The sequence below is a fragment of the Pseudoxanthomonas jiangsuensis genome (assembly GCF_010093185.1).
GTDB lineage: Bacteria > Pseudomonadota > Gammaproteobacteria > Xanthomonadales > Xanthomonadaceae > Pseudoxanthomonas > Pseudoxanthomonas jiangsuensis.
The window spans coordinates 65,534-84,526 of record NZ_PDWL01000005.1 but is presented as its reverse complement, the minus strand read 5'-3'; the positions used below and the strand labels follow the sequence as shown (position 1 = coordinate 84,526).

13 protein-coding genes and 1 pseudogene are annotated in these 18,993 nt (G+C 72.1%); 10 read left to right on the top strand and 4 right to left on the bottom strand.

The genetic code is table 11. The annotated features are described in order from the left end of the window. Window positions 1-17 precede the first annotated feature (17 nt). A complete protein-coding gene (msrA, locus tag CSC62_RS04765) occupies window positions 18-671 on the top strand; it encodes a peptide-methionine (S)-S-oxide reductase MsrA (RefSeq protein ID WP_162405101.1) in 654 nt (217 codons plus the stop codon). A 48-nt stretch (window positions 672-719) separates the two neighbouring features. Here msrA and CSC62_RS04760 read toward each other — a convergent pair whose 3' ends face one another. Next, a complete protein-coding gene (locus tag CSC62_RS04760; protein ID WP_162405027.1) occupies window positions 720-1,358 on the bottom strand; it encodes a hypothetical protein in 639 nt (212 codons plus the stop codon). 13 nt (window positions 1,359-1,371) lie between these two features. Then, entirely contained in the window at window positions 1,372-2,361 is a 990-nt protein-coding gene (locus tag CSC62_RS04755; protein ID WP_162405026.1) for a transaldolase, read from the bottom strand. 272 nt (window positions 2,362-2,633) lie between these two features. Between CSC62_RS04755 and pyk the strand changes: the two genes are divergently transcribed. Continuing rightward, window positions 2,634-4,100, top strand: a complete 1,467-nt coding sequence (gene pyk / locus CSC62_RS04750) for a pyruvate kinase (protein ID WP_162405025.1) — start codon at window positions 2,634-2,636, stop codon at window positions 4,098-4,100. A 162-nt stretch (window positions 4,101-4,262) separates the two neighbouring features. Beyond that, window positions 4,263-5,273, top strand: a complete 1,011-nt coding sequence (locus CSC62_RS04745; protein ID WP_162405024.1) for a class I fructose-bisphosphate aldolase — start codon at window positions 4,263-4,265, stop codon at window positions 5,271-5,273. A 70-nt stretch (window positions 5,274-5,343) separates the two neighbouring features. On the opposite strand, the gene CSC62_RS04740 is transcribed toward CSC62_RS04745, so the two are convergent. Together CSC62_RS04740 and gshB are read right to left on the bottom strand one after the other, a co-directional pair. Further along, window positions 5,344-6,228: an energy transducer TonB gene (locus tag CSC62_RS04740; protein ID WP_162405023.1), complete on the bottom strand. Its 885-nt coding sequence runs from the start codon at window positions 6,226-6,228 to the stop codon at window positions 5,344-5,346. Then, the gene (gene gshB, locus CSC62_RS04735) at window positions 6,225-7,205 is read right to left on the bottom strand and encodes a glutathione synthase (protein ID WP_162405022.1); all 981 of its coding nucleotides are present in this window, start codon (window positions 7,203-7,205) and stop codon (window positions 6,225-6,227) included. Before gshB ends, CSC62_RS04740 begins: the two co-directional genes overlap by 4 nt. Window positions 7,206-7,437: 232 nt before the next feature. On the opposite strand from gshB, the gene pilG reads away from it, so the two are divergent. The 7 genes and pseudogenes from pilG (at window position 7,438) to CSC62_RS04705 (ending at window position 18,982) form a co-directional block, all read left to right on the top strand. Beyond that, window positions 7,438-7,839, top strand: a complete 402-nt coding sequence (pilG, locus tag CSC62_RS04730; RefSeq protein WP_162405021.1) for a twitching motility response regulator PilG — start codon at window positions 7,438-7,440, stop codon at window positions 7,837-7,839. Window positions 7,840-7,859: 20 nt separating this feature from the next. After that, window positions 7,860-8,225 carry a response regulator gene (locus CSC62_RS04725; protein ID WP_162405020.1) on the top strand — a complete coding sequence of 122 codons (366 nt, stop codon included), beginning with the start codon at window positions 7,860-7,862 and terminating at the stop codon, window positions 8,223-8,225. Beyond that, window positions 8,225-8,755, top strand: coding sequence for a chemotaxis protein CheW (locus CSC62_RS04720; protein ID WP_162405019.1), 531 nt, complete (start codon window positions 8,225-8,227; stop codon window positions 8,753-8,755). Before CSC62_RS04725 ends, CSC62_RS04720 begins: the two co-directional genes overlap by 1 nt. A gap of 40 nt (window positions 8,756-8,795) precedes the next feature. Continuing rightward, window positions 8,796-10,832, top strand: a complete 2,037-nt coding sequence (locus tag CSC62_RS04715) for a methyl-accepting chemotaxis protein (protein ID WP_162405018.1) — start codon at window positions 8,796-8,798, stop codon at window positions 10,830-10,832. Window positions 10,833-10,914: 82 nt separating this feature from the next. Continuing rightward, window positions 10,915-11,349, top strand: a pseudogene (locus CSC62_RS18260) (Hpt domain-containing protein); the annotation flags it as partial. Beyond that, complete coding sequence (locus CSC62_RS04710; RefSeq protein ID WP_484573168.1) at window positions 11,332-17,754, top strand: hybrid sensor histidine kinase/response regulator; 6,423 nt, start codon at window positions 11,332-11,334, stop codon at window positions 17,752-17,754. The pseudogene CSC62_RS18260 and the gene CSC62_RS04710, both read left to right, overlap by 18 nt. Further along, on the top strand, window positions 17,741-18,982 hold the full coding sequence (locus CSC62_RS04705; protein WP_162405016.1) for a chemotaxis protein CheB: 1,242 nt from the start codon (window positions 17,741-17,743) through the stop codon (window positions 18,980-18,982). The genes CSC62_RS04710 and CSC62_RS04705 overlap by 14 nt, the downstream gene beginning before the upstream one ends. The last annotated feature ends 11 nt before the right edge of the window (window positions 18,983-18,993 follow it).

The following is an 18,993-nucleotide window of genomic DNA, read 5'->3' as shown; positions in this document are numbered from 1 at the left end:
CGATGGACCTGGGATCGTTGCTCGGCGTCGGCGGCTGGAAGCAGCGCATGCCGCGCGAACAGGACCTGCTGCCCGGCCGCGGCCAGCCATTGCCGCTGCACAACGTCCACCATGTCCACGGCCGGCCGTTGCGCGGCGACGCGGCGGACGGCGGTTTCGCGGGGATGGAGGTGGTCGACTTCGGCCTGGGCTGCTTCTGGGGCGCCGAACGCAAGTTCTGGCAGCAGCCGGGGGTGTTCACCACGGCGGTGGGCTATGCCGGCGGCGGCACGCCGAACCCCAGCTATGACGAAGTGTGCTCGGGCATGACCGGGCATACCGAGGCGGTGCGGGTGGTCTACGACCCGGCGCAGGTGGATTTCGCCACGCTGCTGCGGCTGTTCTGGGAGAGCCACGATCCGACCCAGGGCATGCGCCAGGGCAACGACGTGGGTACCCAGTACCGTTCGGCGATCTATTGCCACACGCCTGCGCAGTACGAGGCGGCGCTGGCCAGCCGCGAGGCCTACCAGCGGCAGCTGCGGGATTCGGGCTACCCGGCGATCACCACCGAGATCGCGTATCCGGCCCCGGCGTTCTACTACGCCGAGGACTATCACCAGCAATACCTGTCGAAGAACCCGAACGGCTACTGCGGGCTGGGCGGCACCGGGGTGTCCTGCGCGATCTAGGAAGCTCCCCGGGCGATCGCAACCGCCAAGGTGGGGCAGCACCGGAAGCTACTCGGCCGAAATCCCGCACACGTACACCACCTCGCAGGCGCCGCCGCCGGTGTCGTTGCGGCTGGTGGAACTGCGCCAGCGCCAGCCGTCGTCGGCCTTGACCTCCACCAGCCAGCCGTCCAGGCGCACCCGCTGGCCCTGCTCGACCCGCGACAGCGCCTCGGCCACCGCCGAGCTGCTGGGAATCATGTGCATGTTCGCGCTGCTGCGCGCGATCTCGCGCGGCGGCAACGGCGGATCGCCCTGCCACCGGTAGTGGTACCAGCGCCCGGACTGGCTGATGTCCAGCCGCTGCAGCACCTCGTCGCGGGCCATCCCGTCCCAGCCCAGGGCCAGGTCGGTCGGCGACCAGTCGGCCTCGCGGCCGTGGCCGTAGTCCTTGCGCGACAACACCCGCGCCTCGAGGCTGAAGCCGGCCAGCGGCACCAGGGTGGAAGCCTGCATCGCGAACGGCCGCATGCCGTCGGGCACCTCGCTCTGCAAGGGCGGCCCGCTTTCGCGCAGGGCCGGCGGCAGCGGGCAGCCGGCACTGGCGTCCACCGCCGCGGGCACGTCGCCGGCGCGGCGGTTGCCGGAGAACCACCAGCCGGCCAGCCCGAGCAGCAGGCCGGCCAGCAGCAGCCGGTTGAAGGTCATCGCGGCCGGGTTGTCAGGCCAGGCGCTTGGCGATGTCGGCGCGCAGCGCGTCCAGGTCCTTGGCGAAGGCGGCGATGCCCTCGGCCAGCTTCTCGCTGGCCATCGCGTCGGCGGCCAGGTCGGCGGCGAACGAGGCCGCGGTCACCGGCGCGAGCGTGCGCTCCTCGCGCGGCACCGGCACCAGGCAGCGCTCGACCGTGCCGGTCGAGGCGTCCAGCTGCTCCAGCAGGTCCGGGGAGATGGTCAGGCGGTCGCAGCCGGCCAGCGCCAGCACCTGCTCGGCCGAGCGGAACGAGGCGCCCATCACCACCGTGGCCGCGCCGCGCTTCTTGAACTCGGCATAGACCCCGCGCACGAACTTCACGCCCGGGTCCTCGTCGATCGTCGCCGGTACCTGGCCGCGGGCCTTGTACCAGTCGAGGATGCGGCCGACGAACGGCGAGATCAGGAACGCGCCGGCCTCGGCGCAGGCGATGGCCTGGGTGGGGTTGAAGATCAGGGTCAGGTTGCAGTCGATGCCCTCGGCCTGCAGCTGGCGCGCGGCCTCCACGCCCTCCCAGGTGGCGGCGACCTTGATCAGGATCTTCTCCCGCGGCACGCCGCGCTCGGCGTACATGGCCACGAACTTGCGCGCCTTGGCCACGGTGGCGGCGGTGTCGTGGGCCAGGTCGGCGTCGACCTCGGTGGAGACCCGGCCGGGGACCAGGGCGGTCAGCATCGCGCCGACGCCGACGGTCAGGCGGTCGGCGACCTCGTCCACGATTGCCTTGTCGACAGCCGCCTTGCCGGCTTCGCCCTGGGTCCTGGCCCAGGCCAGCTCGCGCTCGATCAGCTCGGCGTAGACCGGCAGGTCCAGGGCCTTCTTCACCAGGGTCGGGTTGGTGGTGCAGTCGACCGGGCGCAGGCGGGCGATGGCGTCGTAGTCGCCGGTGTCGGCGACCACCACGGACAGCTCGCGCAGCTGCTGCAGGCGGGAAGGGGCGGCGGTATCGGAGGCGGTCATGTCGGGTATGCGCTGCGTTGGAGTGAGCGTGGGCCGGCATCGTAGCCTGCGCTGGCCCGGAGGACATCGCGGGACATCCGGGGACAGGGCGAGGCTGCGGCGGCGAAGCGCCTATGGTAGCGGTATCAGTATTGCATGCCCATGCGCCCCCGTATGTCGTCGCGCAGCGCCAGCGCTGGGCCGCGCGCCCTGCGCCGGCGATGACAGCGCTGCCGGAAACGGCGCCCGGCTTGTGGTAGTTTTCCCTGCCTTTTTTCGGGACCCCTCCGCACATGACCGACCGCCTGCGCCGCACCAAGATCCTCGCCACCCTCGGACCGGCCACCGATCCGCCGGGCGTGCTGGAGGCGCTGTTCCGTGCCGGCGTGAACGTGGTGCGCCTGAACTTCTCCCACGGCGATCCCTCCGGCCAGGCCAAGCGCGCCGCCGAGGTCCGCGCCGCGGCCCAGCGGGTCGGCGCCGAGGTCGGCATCCTGGCCGACCTGCCGGGCCCGAAGATCCGGATCGAGCGCTTCACCGAAGGCAAGATCGCGCTCAAGGCCGGCGACCGCTTCGACCTGGTGGCCTCGACCGATGCGCCCGCGGGCGACACCACCCAGGTCGGCGTCAGCTACCTCGGCCTGCCCGGCGACGTGAAGGCCGGCGACGTGCTGTTGCTGGACGACGGCCTGATGCAGCTGCAGGTGGTCGAGGTCCAGGGCGAGCGGATCGTCAACACCGTGCTCAACGACGGCGTGCTGTCGGACCGCAAGGGCCTGAACAAGCAGGGTGGCGGCCTGTCCCTGGGCGCGCTGACCGAGCGCGACAAGGAGCTGATCGGGATCGTCGCCAAGATCGGCGTGGACTTCATCGCCGTCTCGTTCTGCCGCAACGCCCAGGACATGAACGACGCCCGCGAGATCGCCCGCGCGCACGGCTGCGATGCGGCGCTGGTGTCCAAGATCGAGCGCACCGAGGCGATCGAGAACCTGGTCGAGATCGTCGAGGCCTCCGACGTGGTGATGGTCGCCCGCGGCGACCTGGGCGTGGAGATCGGCGACGCCGAGCTGCCGGGCCTGCAGAAGAAGATCATCAAGGAGTCGCTGGCGCAGAACAAGGTGGTGATCACCGCCACCCAGATGCTGCAGTCGATGGTCGAAAGCCCGATCCCGACCCGCGCCGAGGTGCTGGACGTGGCCAACGCGGTGATCGACGGCACCGACGCGGTGATGCTGTCGGCCGAGACCGCCGCCGGCGCCTATCCGGTCAAGGCGGTGGAGGCGATGGCGCGGATCTGCCTGGGCGCCGAGAACCAGTTCCAGGCCGACGCCGACTTCAGCAAGGCCCCGGGCAACCTGGAGCGCGCCGACCAGGCGATCGCCATGGCCACCATGTTCGTGTCCGAGCACATCGGCGTGCGCGCGATCGTGGCCATGACCGAATCCGGCGGTACCCCGCGCTTCCTGTCGCGCTTCCGGGCCAAGGCGCCGATCTACGCGATCACCCGCCACGACGGCGCCCGCCGGCGGATGGCGCTGATGCGCGACGTTTTCCCGATCAACTTCGACAGCCGCGGCCTGACCCCGCGCGAGGCCGCGCGCGGCTCGATCCGGGTGCTGGTCGATGCCGGCATGCTGGCCGGTGGCGACCGGGTGGTGTTCACCAGCGGCGAGCACATGGAGACCCACGGCGCGACCAACACCCTGCGCCTGCTGGAAGTGGGCGCCGACGGCCGCGCTAGCGGGCTGGGCGACCTCTGATCGCCGGTTCCGACCAGGGTTGAAGCACGGGCGCCGCAGGGCGCCCGTGTCGTTTCCGGTGGCGCTTCTGCCGGCCCGGGCCCGCGCGCGACGCGGGAGGGCACTCATGACCCCACGGCTATAATTGCCGGCAATCCCCCACGCCGCGCGCAGGAAGCCGCCATGAGCATCGAACAGCTCGCCGAAACCGCCCAGGCCATGGTCGCCCCGGGCAAGGGCATCATCGCCATCGACGAATCCAACACCACCATCGGCAAGCGCTTCGCCGCGGTCGGGATCGAGAACAGCGAGGAGCACCGCCGCGCCTACCGCGAGCTGCTGCTGACCGTGCCCAGGCTGTCCGAGCACGTCTCCGGCGCGATCCTCTATGACGAGACCCTGCGCCAGTCGACCAGGGCCGGGGTGCCATTCGCGAAGTACCTGGCCGACCACGGGATCATCCCGGGGATCAAGGTCGACAAGGGCACCACCGCCCTGGCCGGTTTCCCGGGGGAACTGGTGACCGAGGGCCTGGACGGGCTGCGCGGCCGGCTCGAGGAGTACTACCGGCTGGGTGCGCGCTTCGCCAAGTGGCGGGCGGTGATCACCATCGGCGACGACATCCCGACCGGCACCTGCATCGAGGTCAACGCCCATGCGCTGGCGCGCTACGCGGCGCTGTGCCAGGAGCAGGGGCTGGTGCCCATGGTCGAACCGGAGGTGCTGATGGACGGCAGCCACGACATCGAGACCGCCTACGAGGTGACCGAGGCGGTGCTGCGGTCGCTGTTCGGGGCCTTGTACGAGCAGAACGTGCTGCTGGAGGGCACCATCCTCAAGTCGTCGATGGTGGTCTCGGGCAAGGACTGCGAGGAGCAGGCCGGCATCCAGGAAGTGGCCGAGTCGACCCTGATGTGCCTGAAGAGCACGGTGCCGGCGATCCTGCCGGGCGTGGTGTTCCTGTCCGGCGGCCAGGAGGACGAGGACGCGACCGCGCACCTGGACGCGATGAACCGCCTCGGCCCCAATCCGTGGGCGCTGAGTTTCTCCTACGGCCGGGCGATGCAGCAGGCGGCGCTGAAGCTGTGGGCCAAGGACATGGCCGGCAATGCGAAGAAGGCGCGGGACGCGGTGTACGCGCGCGCCCGGGCCAATGGCCAGGCGGCGCTGGGCCAATGGCAGGGCGAGTACTGACCCGGTTCCGCTTTCGGATGCGTCGATCGAAACGCCGGCCCCGTGCCGGCGTTTTCCGTTTACGCGCCCGCTACTCCGTCCGCATCTGCCCGCCCGGCACGAACACCCAGGTGCGGGTCACGTGCAGGATGTCGACCTTGTCGGGCGTGTCGGGCAGCGGCGGGAACGGCTCGGCCAGGCGGACCATGCGCTCGACCGAGGCGTCCAGCAGCGGCGTGCCGCTTGAGCGCAGGATGCGGATGCTCTCCACGGTGCCGTCGCGGCGCACGCCGACGCTGGCCACCACCTGGCCGCCGAGTCGGCGCCGGCGGGCCTCGTCGGGGTAGTTGAGGTTGCCGACCCGCTCGGCGCGGTCGACCCAGGCGCGCAGGTAGCTGGCGTAGGCGTACTCGCGGGTGCTGGCCGAGACGAACTTGCGGGTCGGGCGCTTGGCGTACAGCTCCGAGCGCAGGTAGACCTCGGCCGCCAGTCGCGCCATCTCCGCATCGCGCCGGGCCCGTGCCTCGCTGACCGGCGGCAGCGGCGGTTCCGGCAGCGGTTGCTGCGGCTGGGCGGCCGGCACCGGATCCTCGCCGCGGCGGCTGGCGACCACCCGCGCCTCCGGCGGCGGCGTCTCCACGGCCGCGCGCTGGCGTTCGGGCAGCGGCGCCTGGCCGGGTTCGGCCAGCGGGATCGCCCCGGCCTGCGGGTCGCGCGGGCGCTGGGCGCGCTCGTGCTCGCCGCCGCCGCGGTTGTTGGCCTGGGCCAGGAAGTCGGCCTGCTCGGGGCTGAGCGGGGTCTGGGTGCGGCTGAAGATCACGTCCAGGGTCGGCACCAGCGGGGCATCGTCGTCGAAGGCGAAGCCCAGGCCCAGGATCAGGATGCCGTGGGCCAGCAGCGACAGCACCAGGGTCGCGCCGAGGCGCTGGTTCTCGCCGATCCGCGGCGGGGCGACGGCCGTGCCGGCGGCGCTCATGCCGGGCCGGCGGTGGCGCCCGGTCCGGCCCCGGTCGGGTCGCGCTCGATCGCGTCGAACAGCAGCCCGGCGATGTTCAGGCCGAACTGGGCGTCCAGTTCGCGCACGCAGGTCGGGCTGGTGACGTTGACCTCGGTCAGGAAGTCGCCGATCACGTCCAGGCCGACGAAGCGCATGCCGCGGCGCTTCATCTCCGGGCCGACCTGGGCGGCGATCCAGCGGTCGCGCTCGCTCAGGGGGCGGCCCTCGCCGCGGCCGCCGGCGGCCAGGTTGCCGCGGAACTCGTCGCCCTGCGGGATCCGCGCCAGGCAGTAGTCCACTGGCACCCCATCGACCAGCAGGATGCGCTTGTCGCCCATGGAGATTTCCGGGAGGTAGCGCTGGGCCAGGGCCAGCTTGCGGCCGCCGTCGGTCAGGGTCTCCAGGATCACGTTGAGGTTGGGGTCGCCGGCCTGACTGAGGAAGATCGAGCGCCCGCCCATGCCGTCCAGCGGCTTGAGCACGACCTTGCCGTGCTCGGCGGCGAAGGCCTTCAGCTCGGCCGGCTCGCGGCTGATCCGGGTCGGCGGGCAGCACTGCGGGAACAGCAGCGCCGCCAGCTTCTCGTTGAAGTCGCGCAGGCCGCGCGGGTCGTTGACCACCTGCGCCCCGGCCAGGCGGGCGATGTCCAGGACCTGGGTGTCGTAGAGGTACTCGGCGTCGACCGGCGGGTCCTTGCGCATCAGCACCACCTGGCCCGGGCCGAAGGCCAGCTCGGCGAAGGCGCCCAGCTCGTACCACCCGGCCTTGTCGTCGCGCACCGCCAGCGGCGCGGCCACGGCCAGGGCGCGGCCGTCCCGCAGGGACAGCCCGCCGGGGCGGACGTAGTGCAGGCGGTGGGCGCGGCGCCGGGCCTCCAGCAGCATGGCGAAGGTGGTGTCCTTGGCGATCTTGATCGACCCGATCGGGTCCATCACCACGATGACGTCCAGGGGCATGGCGGCGGCAGGCAGGTGGGGCCGCCGATGTTAGCCGATCCGGCCCGGCCGTCCGCCGGGTTGGCCGGGCCTGCCTGGAGGTCGGCGCGCAACTGCGACGGGGTTCCCAGCCTACCGTTCAGGCGCCGCGCCGCGCGTGGCCGGGCTTGACAGTACCGGGCCGTGCTGGGATATAGACGCATCGCAGCGACGCCGGAACGATGAAGCGCCGCGCGCAAGGGGAATTAGGGTAATGACTGAGAACACCTCCCCCACGGGGGAACTGGGCGGCTTGCGGGTCATGGTGATCGATGACTCCAAGACCATCCGCCGCACCGCCGAGACCCTGCTCAAGCGCGAGGGTTGCGAGGTGGTCACCGCCAGCGACGGCTTCGAGGCCCTGGCCAAGATCGCCGACCAGCAACCGCAGATCATCTTCGTCGACATCATGATGCCGCGCCTGGACGGCTATCAGACCTGCGCGCTGATCAAGGGCAACCAGAAGTTCAAGTCCACGCCGGTGATCATGCTCTCGTCCAAGGACGGCCTGTTCGACAAGGCGCGCGGCCGCATCGTCGGCTCCGAGCAGTACCTGACCAAGCCTTTCACCCGCGAAGAACTGCTCAACGCCATCCGTACGTACGTCAACGCCTGACCGGGGGGGCAGGCAACAACATGGCTCGAATCCTGCTGATCGAAGATTCGCCGACCGACCGCGCCGTCTTCACCCAATGGCTGCAGCGCGGCGGGCACCAGGTGATCCTGGCCACCAATGCCGAGGACGGCATCGCCATCGCCCGCAAGGAGCTGCCGGACCTGGTGCTGATGGACGTGGTCCTGCCCGGCATGAGCGGTTTCCAGGCCACCCGCGCGCTCAGTCGCGACCAGGCCACCAGCAAGATCCCGGTGCTGATCGTCAGCACCAAGAGCATGGAGACCGACCGGGCCTGGGGCATGCGCCAGGGCGCGGTCGACTACGTGGTCAAACCGCCGCGCGAGGAAGACCTGGTCGCGCGGATCAACCAGCTGGTGGGCGGCTGATGCGCACTCCGTTCGACATCCTCTCCGACTACGAGCAGCGCAGCCTGGCGCACGTGGTCCAGCTGCCGGCGCGCGAGCTGGGCGCCGACACCTGGCGCGGGGTCGGCTACCGGGTCGGCAAGCGCCGGCTGGTGTCGCCGTTCGGCGAGGTGGTCGAGATCCTGCCGATGCCGCCGGTCACCCCGGTGCCGGGCGGCCAGCCCTGGCTGCTGGGGATCGGCAACCTGCGCGGCAACCTGTTCCCGGTGGTCGACCTGAAGCTGTTCCTGGAAGGCGAGCGCACCGTGCTGCACGAGGGCCAGCGGGTGCTGGTCATGCGCCAGCAGGGCGGCGACGTGGCCCTGACCATCGACGAGCTGTACGGCCAGCGCGGCTTCGCCCAGGAACAGGCGATCGATCCCGGGCCGCTGGCCCAGGGCCGCTACGCCCACTTCATCGAGCGCGCCTTCCATGGCGACGACGCCGACTGGGCCGTGTTCTCGCTTTCGCGGCTGGCCCGCACTCCCGAATTCCGGCAGGCCGCGGCGTGAGCCGCGCCCGCATCCGCCCCTGCATCGAGGCTGACGACGTATGAGCACTGCCCCCGAAACCCCCAAGACCAGCCGCCTGGGTGGCGTCAGCACCGGGTTCTGGCTGGTCCTGCTGGTGCTCTCGGTGATCGTATTCGGCGCCAACACCGGCGTGGCCACCTGGCAGGGCAGCCGCCTGGCCGGCGCCAGCACCGGCGCGGCCGACCTGCAGGTGCTCTCGCAGCAGCTGGCCAACCAGGGCCGCGACGCGGTCTCGGGCAATGCCGAGGCGTTCAAGACCTTCCGCCAGACCCGCAGCCAGATCGACACCACCGTGGCCGACCTGCAGGCGCGCTTCGGCCAGGAGCCGGGCGTGTCCGACGCGTTGGGCAACCTGGTCAAGACCTGGAAGCCGCTGGGCGACAGCGCCACCCAGATCGTCGATTCCGAGCCGGCGGTGCTGGCCCTGGCCGGCAATGCCGACCGCTTCGTCGGCCGGGTGCCGCAGCTGCAGGCGCAGCTGAACGAGGTGGTGCGGGCGATGACCGCCGGCGGGGTGCAGGCCTCGCAGGTGTTCAACGCCCTGCAGCAGGTGGTGGTCGCCGGCACCATGGCCCGCCGCGTCACCGAGATCCGCGCCGGCGGCCCGACCGCGGCCTCGGCCGGCGACGCCCTGGCGCGCGACTCGGTGGTGTTCGGCCAGGTGCTGGCCGGCCTGCGCGAGGGCAACGAGGAACTGGGCGTGGCCGCCGTGCGCAATCCGGCCGCGCTGGCTGCTTTGGACCAGTCGCAGGCGCAGTGGAACGAGATGCGCAAGGACCTGGACGCGATCCTGGCCAGCTCGCGCAACCTGTTCGCCGCGCAGGCTGCGGCGGCCAGCATCGGCGCCGGCTCGGCCCGGATGCTGGACGACAGCAAGCGCCTGTTCGACGCGTTCTCCGCCTTCGGTTCCACCCGCGATACCCGCCTGTTCCCCAATTTCTGGATCGGCGCGGTGTCCGGCGGCCTGCTGCTGGTGTCGCTGTTCTTCTACATCTTCAGCACCGTGCGCAGCCGCAGCCGCGAGCAGGAGGCCCGCCTGCAGGCGCAGGTGGAATTCAACAGCCGCAACCAGCAGGCGATCATGCGGCTGCTGGACGAGATCAGCTCGCTCGGCGAAGGCGACCTGACGGTGAAGGCCTCGGTGACCGAGGACATGACCGGCGCGATCGCCGACGCGATCAACTACGCCGTGGACGAACTGCGCAACCTGGTGACCACGATCAACGACACCTCGGTGCAGGTCGCGGCCGGCTCGCAGGAAACCCAGGCCACCGCGCTGCAGCTGGCCGAGGCTTCCAACCACCAGGCCGAGCAGATCACCGCCGCCTCCCAGCGCATCAACGAGATCGCCTCGAGCATCGAGCAGGTGTCGCGCAACTCCTCCGAGTCGGCCGAAGTGGCGCAGCGCTCGGTGGTCATCGCTGCCGAGGGCGCGGGCGTGGTCCGCGAGACCATCAACGGCATGGACCAGATCCGCGACCAGATCCAGGAGACCTCCAAGCGCATCAAGCGCCTGGGCGAGTCCTCGCAGGAGATCGGCTCGATCGTGGAACTGATCAACGACATTTCCGAGCAGACCAACATCCTGGCGCTCAACGCGGCGGTGCAGGCCGCGGCCGCCGGCGAAACCGGCCGCGGCTTCGCGGTGGTGGCCGACGAAGTGCAGCGCCTGGCCGAACGCACCTCCGGCGCGACCCGACGGATCGAAGGCCTGGTCCAGGCCATCCAGGCCGACACCAACGAGGCGGTCAGCTCGATGGAGCAGACCACCGCCGAGGTGGTGTCCGGCGCCCGCCTGGCCGAGGACGCGGGTACCGCGCTGACCGAGATCGAGCGCGTGTCCAACGCCCTGAACGAGCTCATCAAGAACATCTCGGGCGCCGCCCAGCAGCAGGCGGGCGCGGCGGCCGACATCACCAAGACGATGGACGTGGTCCGGCAGATCTCTGGCCAGACCTCGCGCGGCGCCGGACAGACCGCCGAGTCGATCGGACACCTGGCGCAGCTGGCCGCCGACCTGCGGCGTTCGGTCGCCGACTTCAAGCTGCCTGGCTGACGATGGCGCGCCTGACGGGGGACGTAGGAATGAGGATGGCCCGCACCACGCGCATCGACCGCCGCCCGGCAGGGGGCATGCGATGAGCGCACTGCGCGACGCGATGAGCCACGCCGTGCTCGGCTGGGTCAAGCCGGAGCTGGACGAGACCCTGCGCCAGGCGCGCGGGGAGATCGAGGCGTTCGTCGAGAACCCGGCCGACAGCAGCCGCATGCGCTTCTGCGCCGGTTACCTGCACCAGGTGCAGGGCACCCTGCGGATGGTCGAGCTGTACGCCCCGGCGATGGTCGCCGAGGAGATGGAACTGCTGGCCCAGGCCCTGCAGCAGGGCGCGGCCAACGACCGCGACGAGGCCTGCGCCACCCTGATGCGCGGCACCGTGCTGCTGCCCGACTACCTGGAGCGGCTGCAGAACGGCCACCGCGACATCCCGATCGTGCTGCTGCCCCTGCTCAACGACATCCGCGCCGCGCGCGGCGCCGCCGGCCTGAGCGAGAGCGTGCTGTTCGCGCCCGACCTCAACCGTCCCCTGCCCGAGCAGGTGCCCGACGCTTCGCCCCTGCCCTGGACCCAGCGCCAGGACCAGGTCGCCTCGGCGCAGTCGCGCTTCGAGGACGCGCTGGCCGGCTGGCCCGAGCATGGCGTCCCGACCGACCCGGCCGCGCTGGCCGCCGCCGCCGCCGCTTTGCTGGAGAACGCCCGCCACGATTCCACCCGGCGCATGCTGTGGGTGCTGTCCTCGGCCGCCGAAGCCCTGCGCGACGGCGCCCTGGCCGCGGGCGAAGGCCTGCGCGGCGCCTTCACCGGGATCGCCCGCGCGGTGCGCCAGGCGCACGAGGACGAATCCCTGCCGGCCAACGCCCAGGGCGTGGCCAGCCAGGAACCGACCCGCCAGCTGCTGTACCTGATCGCCCAGGCGCGGGTGCAGCACCCGGCGCTGGACGCCCTGCGCCAGGCCTTCGACCTGGACGCGCACGCGCCCACCGAGGCCGAGCTGGACCATGCCCGCGGCAGCCTGGCCGGGCGCAACCGCGACCTGCTCAACACCGTCGGCAGCGTGGTCAAGGAGGAACTGCTGCGGGTCAAGGACGCGCTGGACCTGCACCTGCGCACCGGCGGCGACGCCGCCGCCCTGCAGCCGCAGGCCGAGGAACTGACCAAGGTCGGCGACACCCTGGGCATGCTCGGCCTGGGCGTGGCCCGCGACGTGGTCCAGCAGCAGCGCGACAGCCTGGCTGCGATCGCCCGCGGCGAGCAGCCGGCCAGCGAGAGCGCCCTGCTCGACATCGCCGGCGCGCTGCTTTACGTGGACGCCTCGCTGGACGACCAGGTCGCGCGCCTGGGCGCGGGCGAGGAATCGGCCGAGGACGCCGCCGCCGCCGAAGCCCGGCGCACGGTCGAGGTGCTGGCGCACGAGGCGATCTCCAACTTCGCCGCCGCGCGCGAGCACTTCGTCGCCTTCATCGAGACCAATTGGGACCACGCCCGCCTGGACGAGGTGCCGCGCCTGCTGGAGGAGGTCTCCGGCGCCCTGGGCATGCTCGACCTGCCGCAGCCGGCCGCCTACCTGGAAGGCGTGCGCCGCTACATCGCCACCGAACTGCTCGAGCGCCGGCGCGTGCCCAGCGGGCGCCAGCTCGACACCCTGGCCGACGCCATGGCCAGCCTGGAGTACTACCTCGAGGCCTTGCGCGACCGCCGGCCCAACCGCGAGGAGATCCTCGAGATCGCGCGGACCAGCCTGGAGAACCTGCACTACTGGCCTCTGCCGCAGGCCGCCGCGCCGGGCGGGGAGGCCGCGCCGGGCGGGGAGGCCGCGCCCGCCGCCGTGCCCGCGGTCGCCGAAGCGCCGGTCGCTGCCGTCGACATCGCGGTCGAGGCACCGCCGGCGATCGAAGGCCTGGCCTGGGACGCGGTGCAGGTCGAGCGCCCGCAGACCTTCGCCGCGATCGAGGACGAATACGCCACGATCCCGCCGGTGGAGCTGGCCCCGGCCGACCTGCCGGAACCCGAGGCGCTGGAAGCCCAGGCCCCGGCGCTGGAGGTCGAGCCGTTCGCGATCGAGCCGGCGGCCCCGTCGGTGCCGCCGTCGGTCGATTTCCATTTCAGCTTCGATCCGGTCTCGGCCGAATACGTCGCCTCCCCGGGTGCGACCGCGGAGGCCGGCGAGATCCTGCCGGTCGAGCTCGAGGGCGCAGGCGCCCTGCCGCCCGCCGCCATCCCGCCCGCGTTCCAGGACGATGCGGCCGTCGACGGGCTCGCCTGGACCGCGCCCGGAAACGAAATTGCCGCCGAACCGGTGGCAGTGCAGCACGAGTCCACTGCGGCTGCCGCCAACGACGCCGGCGAGCTGGAACAAGCGCTCGAGGCCGAAGCCGAGGCCGCGGCGATCGAGGACGTGGCCGACGAGGCCGAAACCGAGGCCGCGGCCGCGGCGATCGAGGACGTGGCCGACCTCTCCGCCGAAGCGCCGGCCGTGGGCGCCGACGGCGCTGCCGTGCCGCAAGTCCGCGGCACCGACGCCTCGCAATGGCTGGACGTGAACCTGCGCCTGCAGCCGGAGACCCGTCCGGTGACGGTGTTCGAGAGCCGGGTCAGCCGGATCGAGCTGGACGGCGATTCCAGCTCGCTCATCGCCGAGATCTCGGCCGCCGCCGCCGGCCTGCCCAGCGGCGGTTTCGGCTCCCCGGCCGTACCTTCCGCGCCGGTCGCACCTGCGGCCGAACCGGCGACTCCGACCGTGGACACCGCCGCGGGCCCCGTGGCCGGCGGTTTCGACGAGAGCCAGGACATCGACGCCGACATCCGCGAGGTGTTCCTGGAGGAATTCGAGGAGGAGATGGGCAACCTGGCCCGCCTGCTCCCGGAGTGGCGCATGGCGCCCAACGACCTGGAGCGCATGCGCCCGATCCGGCGCGTGTTCCACACCCTCAAGGGCAGCGGCCGCCTGGTCGGCGCGCGCGCGCTGGGCGAGTTCAGCTGGAAGATCGAGAGCATGCTCAACCGCGTGCTCGACGGCACCCGTCCGGCGAGTCCGGCGGTGCTGGCCATGGTCCAGCAGGCCTGCGACGTGCTGCCGCAGTTCGATGCCGCCTTGCGTGGCCGGGTGCCGCTGGCGGCCGACCTGGAGGGAATGGAGGCCGTCGCCGAGCGCGTCGCCGCCGGCGAGGAGGCGTTCTACAGCGCGCCGGATGGCATCGCCACGGAAGCGGCCGCCATCGTGGCGCCGTTGCCGGCGGTCGAAGCCATGGCCGAGGCCGCGCCGGCCGCCGCATTGCCGGAAGAGGGCACGCCCGCCTCGGTCGACAGCGTGCTGCGCGAGATCCTGGAGGCCGAGGTCGCCTCGCACCTGGAAACGGTCGACGCCTGGATCGCGGCCGCGCGCGGGCTGCCGCAGCCGGCCACCGATGGCCTGCTGCGCGCCATGCACACCATGAACGGCGCGTTCGCGATGACCGATGTGCCCGAGATCACCTCGGTCACCGACCCGGCCGAGACCTTCATCAAGCGCTCGCTGGCCGGCGCCCAGGTCGCCGACGCTGAGGCGGTCGACGCCATCGCCGCCACCGCCGAGGCGATCCGCGGCTGCATCCTCGCCTTGCAGGCCGAATCGCCACGCATCCCCGTGTACACGGCGCTCTCGGCGCGGCTGCAGGCGCTGGCCGCCAGCCTGCCCGAGGCCAGCTGGCCGCAGACGGTGCTGACCGACGAGGAGTTCGACGACGTGGCCGGGCAGGACGCAGCCGCGGGCGACGAGCTGACCGGAGTGGAGGACCTGACCCCGTACCTGTCGCCGGAGCTGCATGAAGCCCCGACATCGGCCACGGATACCGCCGCCGTCGAGGCGGCGGCGGAAGACGCGACCTTGGAGGATATGGCCTCCTTCGAACTGGCCGTGGATGCCGACGCGGAATCTTCGTCCCTGTCCGATGCGGACCTGGAGCCGGCCTCGCTCGAAGCGGCGGAGGTGGTGGCCACCGAGGACGCGTTCGCGATTGCCGAGACCCTGGAGCTCGAGCCGGCCGAACGGGCCGCACACGGCGACACGGAAGCGGTGGACGCAGGGTCGGTGCTGGAACTGGCCGAAGAAGATCTGGCCGAAGAAGGACTCGCCGGAGAAGAGCGGGCGGACCTGGATGCGGCGGGCGTTGCCGAGGCCGGCGATGCCGCCATCGTCCTCGAGGAGGCCGCCGATCCGGCCGTCGAGGGCGAAGAGGAATCGCTCGAAGCCGCTGTCGGTGAAACCGCCATCCCCGCGTTCCAGTCGGCACCGCCGCTGGCCGAGGCGGGCGCCGCCGACGGCCCGATGCTCGACTTCGAAGAGCTGGACCGCGAACTGGTCGACATCTTCGTCGAGGAGGGCGTGGACCTGCTCGACCACATCGACGGCCTGATCCAGGAGCTGCGCGAAGACACCACCGCGCGCGAGCCGATCGCCGGCCTGCAGCGCGACCTGCACACGCTCAAGGGCGGCGCGCGCATGGCCGGGATCGCCACCATCGGCGACCTGGGCCACGTGATCGAATCGCTGCTGGAAGCGGCGGCCGAGCAGCGCACCGAACTGCGGAGCGGCGACGTGCAGCTGCTCGAGCGCGGCTTCGACACCCTGCACCGGCTGCTGCAGCGCACCCGCGCCCATCGCGTCACCGAGATGCCGCAGGCGCTGATCGACGAGTTCGAAGCGCGCATCCGCGGCCAGGCCTACGCGCCGTCGGCCGACGGTTCGGCCGAGGCCTATGTGGCTGCGCTGACCACGCCGGCGACAGTCGCCGCGCCGGCGGTCGAAGAGGGTGAAGCGCAGGCCGCGGCGGCGGACGCTGTCGCCGCCACCGACGAAGCCAGCGGGAGCACGGTCGCCGCGGACGAGGTTGGATCCGTCGCCGCGCCGGTGGACCAGGCCTTTGCCGCGGACGAAGCCGGTTTCGAACCCGCGACCGCGCCGGAGACCGATCGCCTCCCGTCGGCCGCGGAAGACGCCGTGCCGCAGCCCGCGGTGCCGGCTTCCGCCGCCGCCATCGCCCTGGCCGCGGCCGCCGCGCACCTGCCGCCGCTGTCGCCGCCGGTCGAGGACGAGCCGGTCGAGATCAACGAGGAAGGCGTGCCGCGCGGTCCGCAGGAACAGGTGCGCGTGCGCGCCGACCTGCTCGACAACCTGGTCAACCACGCCGGCGAAGTGGCGATCTACCGCTCGCGCCTGGAGCAGCAGCTGGGCGCGTTCCGCAGCGCCATGGCCGAGCTGGACCGCACCAACGCCCGCCTGCGCGACCAGTTGCGCCGCCTGGACCTGGAGACCGAGGCCCAGATCGTCGCCCGCTACCAGCGCGAGCAGGACAGCGCCGACCCGACCTTCGATCCGCTGGAACTGGACCGCTTCTCGACCCTGCAGCAGCTCAGCCGCGGCCTGGGCGAGTCGGCCGCCGACTTGACCGGCCTGCAGGGCGTGCTCGACGACCTGGCCCGCCAGTACGACGTCCTGCTGCAGCAGCAGTCGCGCGTCAGCTCGGAGCTGCAGGACGGCCTGATGAGCGCGCGCATGGTGCCGTTCGACAGCGTCGTCCCGCGCCTGCGCCGGGTGGTCCGCCAGGCCGGGCACGAGACCCGCAAGCAGGTCCAGCTCAAGCTCGACGGCACCCACGGCGAACTGGACCGCAACGTCCTCGACCGCATGGTCGCGCCGCTCGAACACATGCTGCGCAACTCGGTCGCCCACGGCCTGGAGCTGCCGAAGGACCGCCGCGACGCCGGCAAGCCCGAGGAAGGCACGATCACGATCGCCCTGCGCCACGAGGGTTCCGAAATCGTTCTGCGGGTGTCCGACGACGGCCGCGGCCTGGATCGCGACGCGATCCGCCGCCGCGCCGAGTCGCGCGGCCTGCTGCGCGCCGACGCGGTGCTCACCGATGCGGAGCTGGATTCGCTGATCTTCGAATCCGGCTTCAGCACCTCCGAATCGGTCAGCCAGCTGGCCGGCCGCGGCGTGGGCATGGACGTGGTCCGCAACGAGGTGCGCCAGCTCGGCGGCACGGTGGAAATCGATTCCACCGCCGGCAAGGGCGTGGTCTTCACCCTGCGCCTGCCGCAGACCCTGGCGGTCACCCAGGCGGTGTTCGTGCAGATCGGCGACACCACCTACGCGGTGCCGGTGGCCTCGGTCAGCGGCATAGGCCGGATCTCGCGCGAGCGCTTCGAGGCCGGCGGCGGCGTCTACCGCTACGCCGGCGAGGAATACGCCTTGCACGACCTCGGCCTGCTGGTCGGGCAGGGTCCAGCCAAGGCCGAAGGCCAGCCGCAGGTACCCCTGCTGCTGGTCCGCGCCGGCGACCTGCGTGCGGCAGTAGCAATAGACCAGGTGGTCGGCAACCGCGAAATCGTGGTCAAGCCGGTCGGCCTGCAGATCGCCTCGGTGCCGGGCATCTACGGCGCCACCATCACCGGCGACGGTCGGGTGGTGGTGATCCTCGACGTGGCCCCGCTGGTGCGCCGCCACCTGGCCCAGCCGGAGCGCCCGGTCGCCGAGGTCGAGACCCTGCAGCAGAGGCGCGTGCCGCTGGTGATGGTGGTCGACGACTCGCTGACCATGCGCAAGGTCACCGGCCGCGTGCTGGAGCGCCACAACTTCGAGGTGGCCACCGCCCGCGACGGCGTCGAGGCGCTGGAGCGGCTGGAGGAGCGCGTCCCCGACCTGATGCTGCTGGACATCGAGATGCCGCGCATGGACGGCTACGAGCTGGCCACCGCGATGCGCGCCGACGCCCGCTTCCGCGGCGTGCCGATCGTGATGATCACCTCGCGCACCGGCGAGAAGCATCGCCAGCGCGCGTTCGAGATCGGCGTGCAGCGCTACCTGGGCAAGCCGTACCAGGAGCTGGACCTGATGCGCAACGTCTACGACCTGCTGGGGATCGCCCGTGTCCGCGAATGAGTCGCGCAAGCCGGTGGCCTTGCTGGCGCGCCCGGGCCAGGCGCGCGAACGCCTGCGCCAGGCGCTGGACGCGGCCGGCGCCCTGATCGTGCTGGAAGAGGACCCCACCGCGCTCGACGTCGCCACCCTGGCCGGGGCCGCGCCCCAGGCTGCGCTGGTGGCGCTGGAACCGGCGGTGGAGGATGCGCTGGTGGCGCTGGAACCGGCGCTGGAGGCGCCCGGCTTGCTGGTGATCTTCGACGAGGCCGACCTGGCCGCGCGTCGCGACGGCTGGGAGGCGCAGCGCTGGATCCGCCACCTGGCGGCCAAGCTGCACGGCCACGACGACGTGCTGCCGCCCGGTCGCGAGCAGGAGCAGGACATCGGCCTGCAGCTGGAGCCGGGACATCCGGTCACCCCGCAGCAGGTCCACGCCGAGGCCCGCTTCGAACCGCACCTGGCCGAAGCCGAGGCGCGGGCGCCGGAACTGCCGCAGGACCGCCCGGGCGCCACCCCGCCGCCGCTGCCAGCGGCCGACTGGAGCCTGGCCGAGGAGGCCGACGTCGTGCCGTCGCCCGCACCGGAGCCGGCATCGGCACCGGGCGTGGCTTCCACGCCGCCGCCCCTGCCCGATTTCTCGCGGCTGGAACTGGTCGAGCTGGACGACAAGGCCGCGGCCGCTCCAGGTCCTGCGGCCGCCGCCGCGGCCCTGCCCGACGCCTTCGCCAAGCCGCCGGGCGCGGTCCTGGTGATCGCCGGGATCGGCGGCCCGGATGCGGTGCGCAAGCTGCTGGTCGCCCTGCCGCGCGGCTTCAAGCGCCCGGTGCTGATCCAGCTGCGCCTGGATGGCGGGCGCTACGACAACCTGGTCAAGCAGATGGCACGGGTGTCCGCCTTGCCGGTGCTGATGGCGGAAGCGGGGCAGGAACTGAGCGGCGCGCGCGCCTACGTGCTGCCCGAAGGGGTGGGCGTGGCGGCCGGCGACGGCCTGCGCTTTGTCGAGGTCGCGGGTGGAGACGAACTGGTCGCGGCCCTGCCGCCGGCCGAGAGCGCGGTCCTGCTGCTCAGCGGCGCCGACACCGCGCGGGTGGATGCGGCCCTGGCCCTGGCCACCCGCGGCGGCCACGTCGCCGGCCAGGCGCTGGAAGGCTGCTACGACGCCAGCGCGATCCGGCTGCTGGCGGCCGGCGGCGCCGAATTGGGCTCGCCGGCGCAGCTGGCCGAACAGCTCGCCTCGCGCTGGGGCTGAGTGCACGGACA

Excerpts from the sequence above, each read along its gene's own strand:
- CSC62_RS04725 (WP_162405020.1), top strand. The coding sequence starts at position 7,860 with ATGGCTCGAATCCTGCTGATCGAAGATTCGCCGACCGACCGCGCCGTC.
- CSC62_RS04755 (WP_162405026.1), bottom strand. The coding sequence starts at position 2,361 with ATGACCGCCTCCGATACCGCCGCCCCTTCCCGCCTGCAGCAGCTGCGC.
- CSC62_RS04720 (WP_162405019.1), top strand. The coding sequence starts at position 8,225 with ATGCGCACTCCGTTCGACATCCTCTCCGACTACGAGCAGCGCAGCCTG.
- pyk (WP_162405025.1), top strand. The coding sequence starts at position 2,634 with ATGACCGACCGCCTGCGCCGCACCAAGATCCTCGCCACCCTCGGACCG.
- CSC62_RS04760 (WP_162405027.1), bottom strand. The coding sequence starts at position 1,358 with ATGACCTTCAACCGGCTGCTGCTGGCCGGCCTGCTGCTCGGGCTGGCC.
- pilG (WP_162405021.1), top strand. The coding sequence starts at position 7,438 with ATGACTGAGAACACCTCCCCCACGGGGGAACTGGGCGGCTTGCGGGTC.
- CSC62_RS04745 (WP_162405024.1), top strand. The coding sequence starts at position 4,263 with ATGAGCATCGAACAGCTCGCCGAAACCGCCCAGGCCATGGTCGCCCCG.
- CSC62_RS04740 (WP_162405023.1), bottom strand. The coding sequence starts at position 6,228 with ATGAGCGCCGCCGGCACGGCCGTCGCCCCGCCGCGGATCGGCGAGAAC.
- gshB (WP_162405022.1), bottom strand. The coding sequence starts at position 7,205 with ATGCCCCTGGACGTCATCGTGGTGATGGACCCGATCGGGTCGATCAAG.
- CSC62_RS04715 (WP_162405018.1), top strand. The coding sequence starts at position 8,796 with ATGAGCACTGCCCCCGAAACCCCCAAGACCAGCCGCCTGGGTGGCGTC.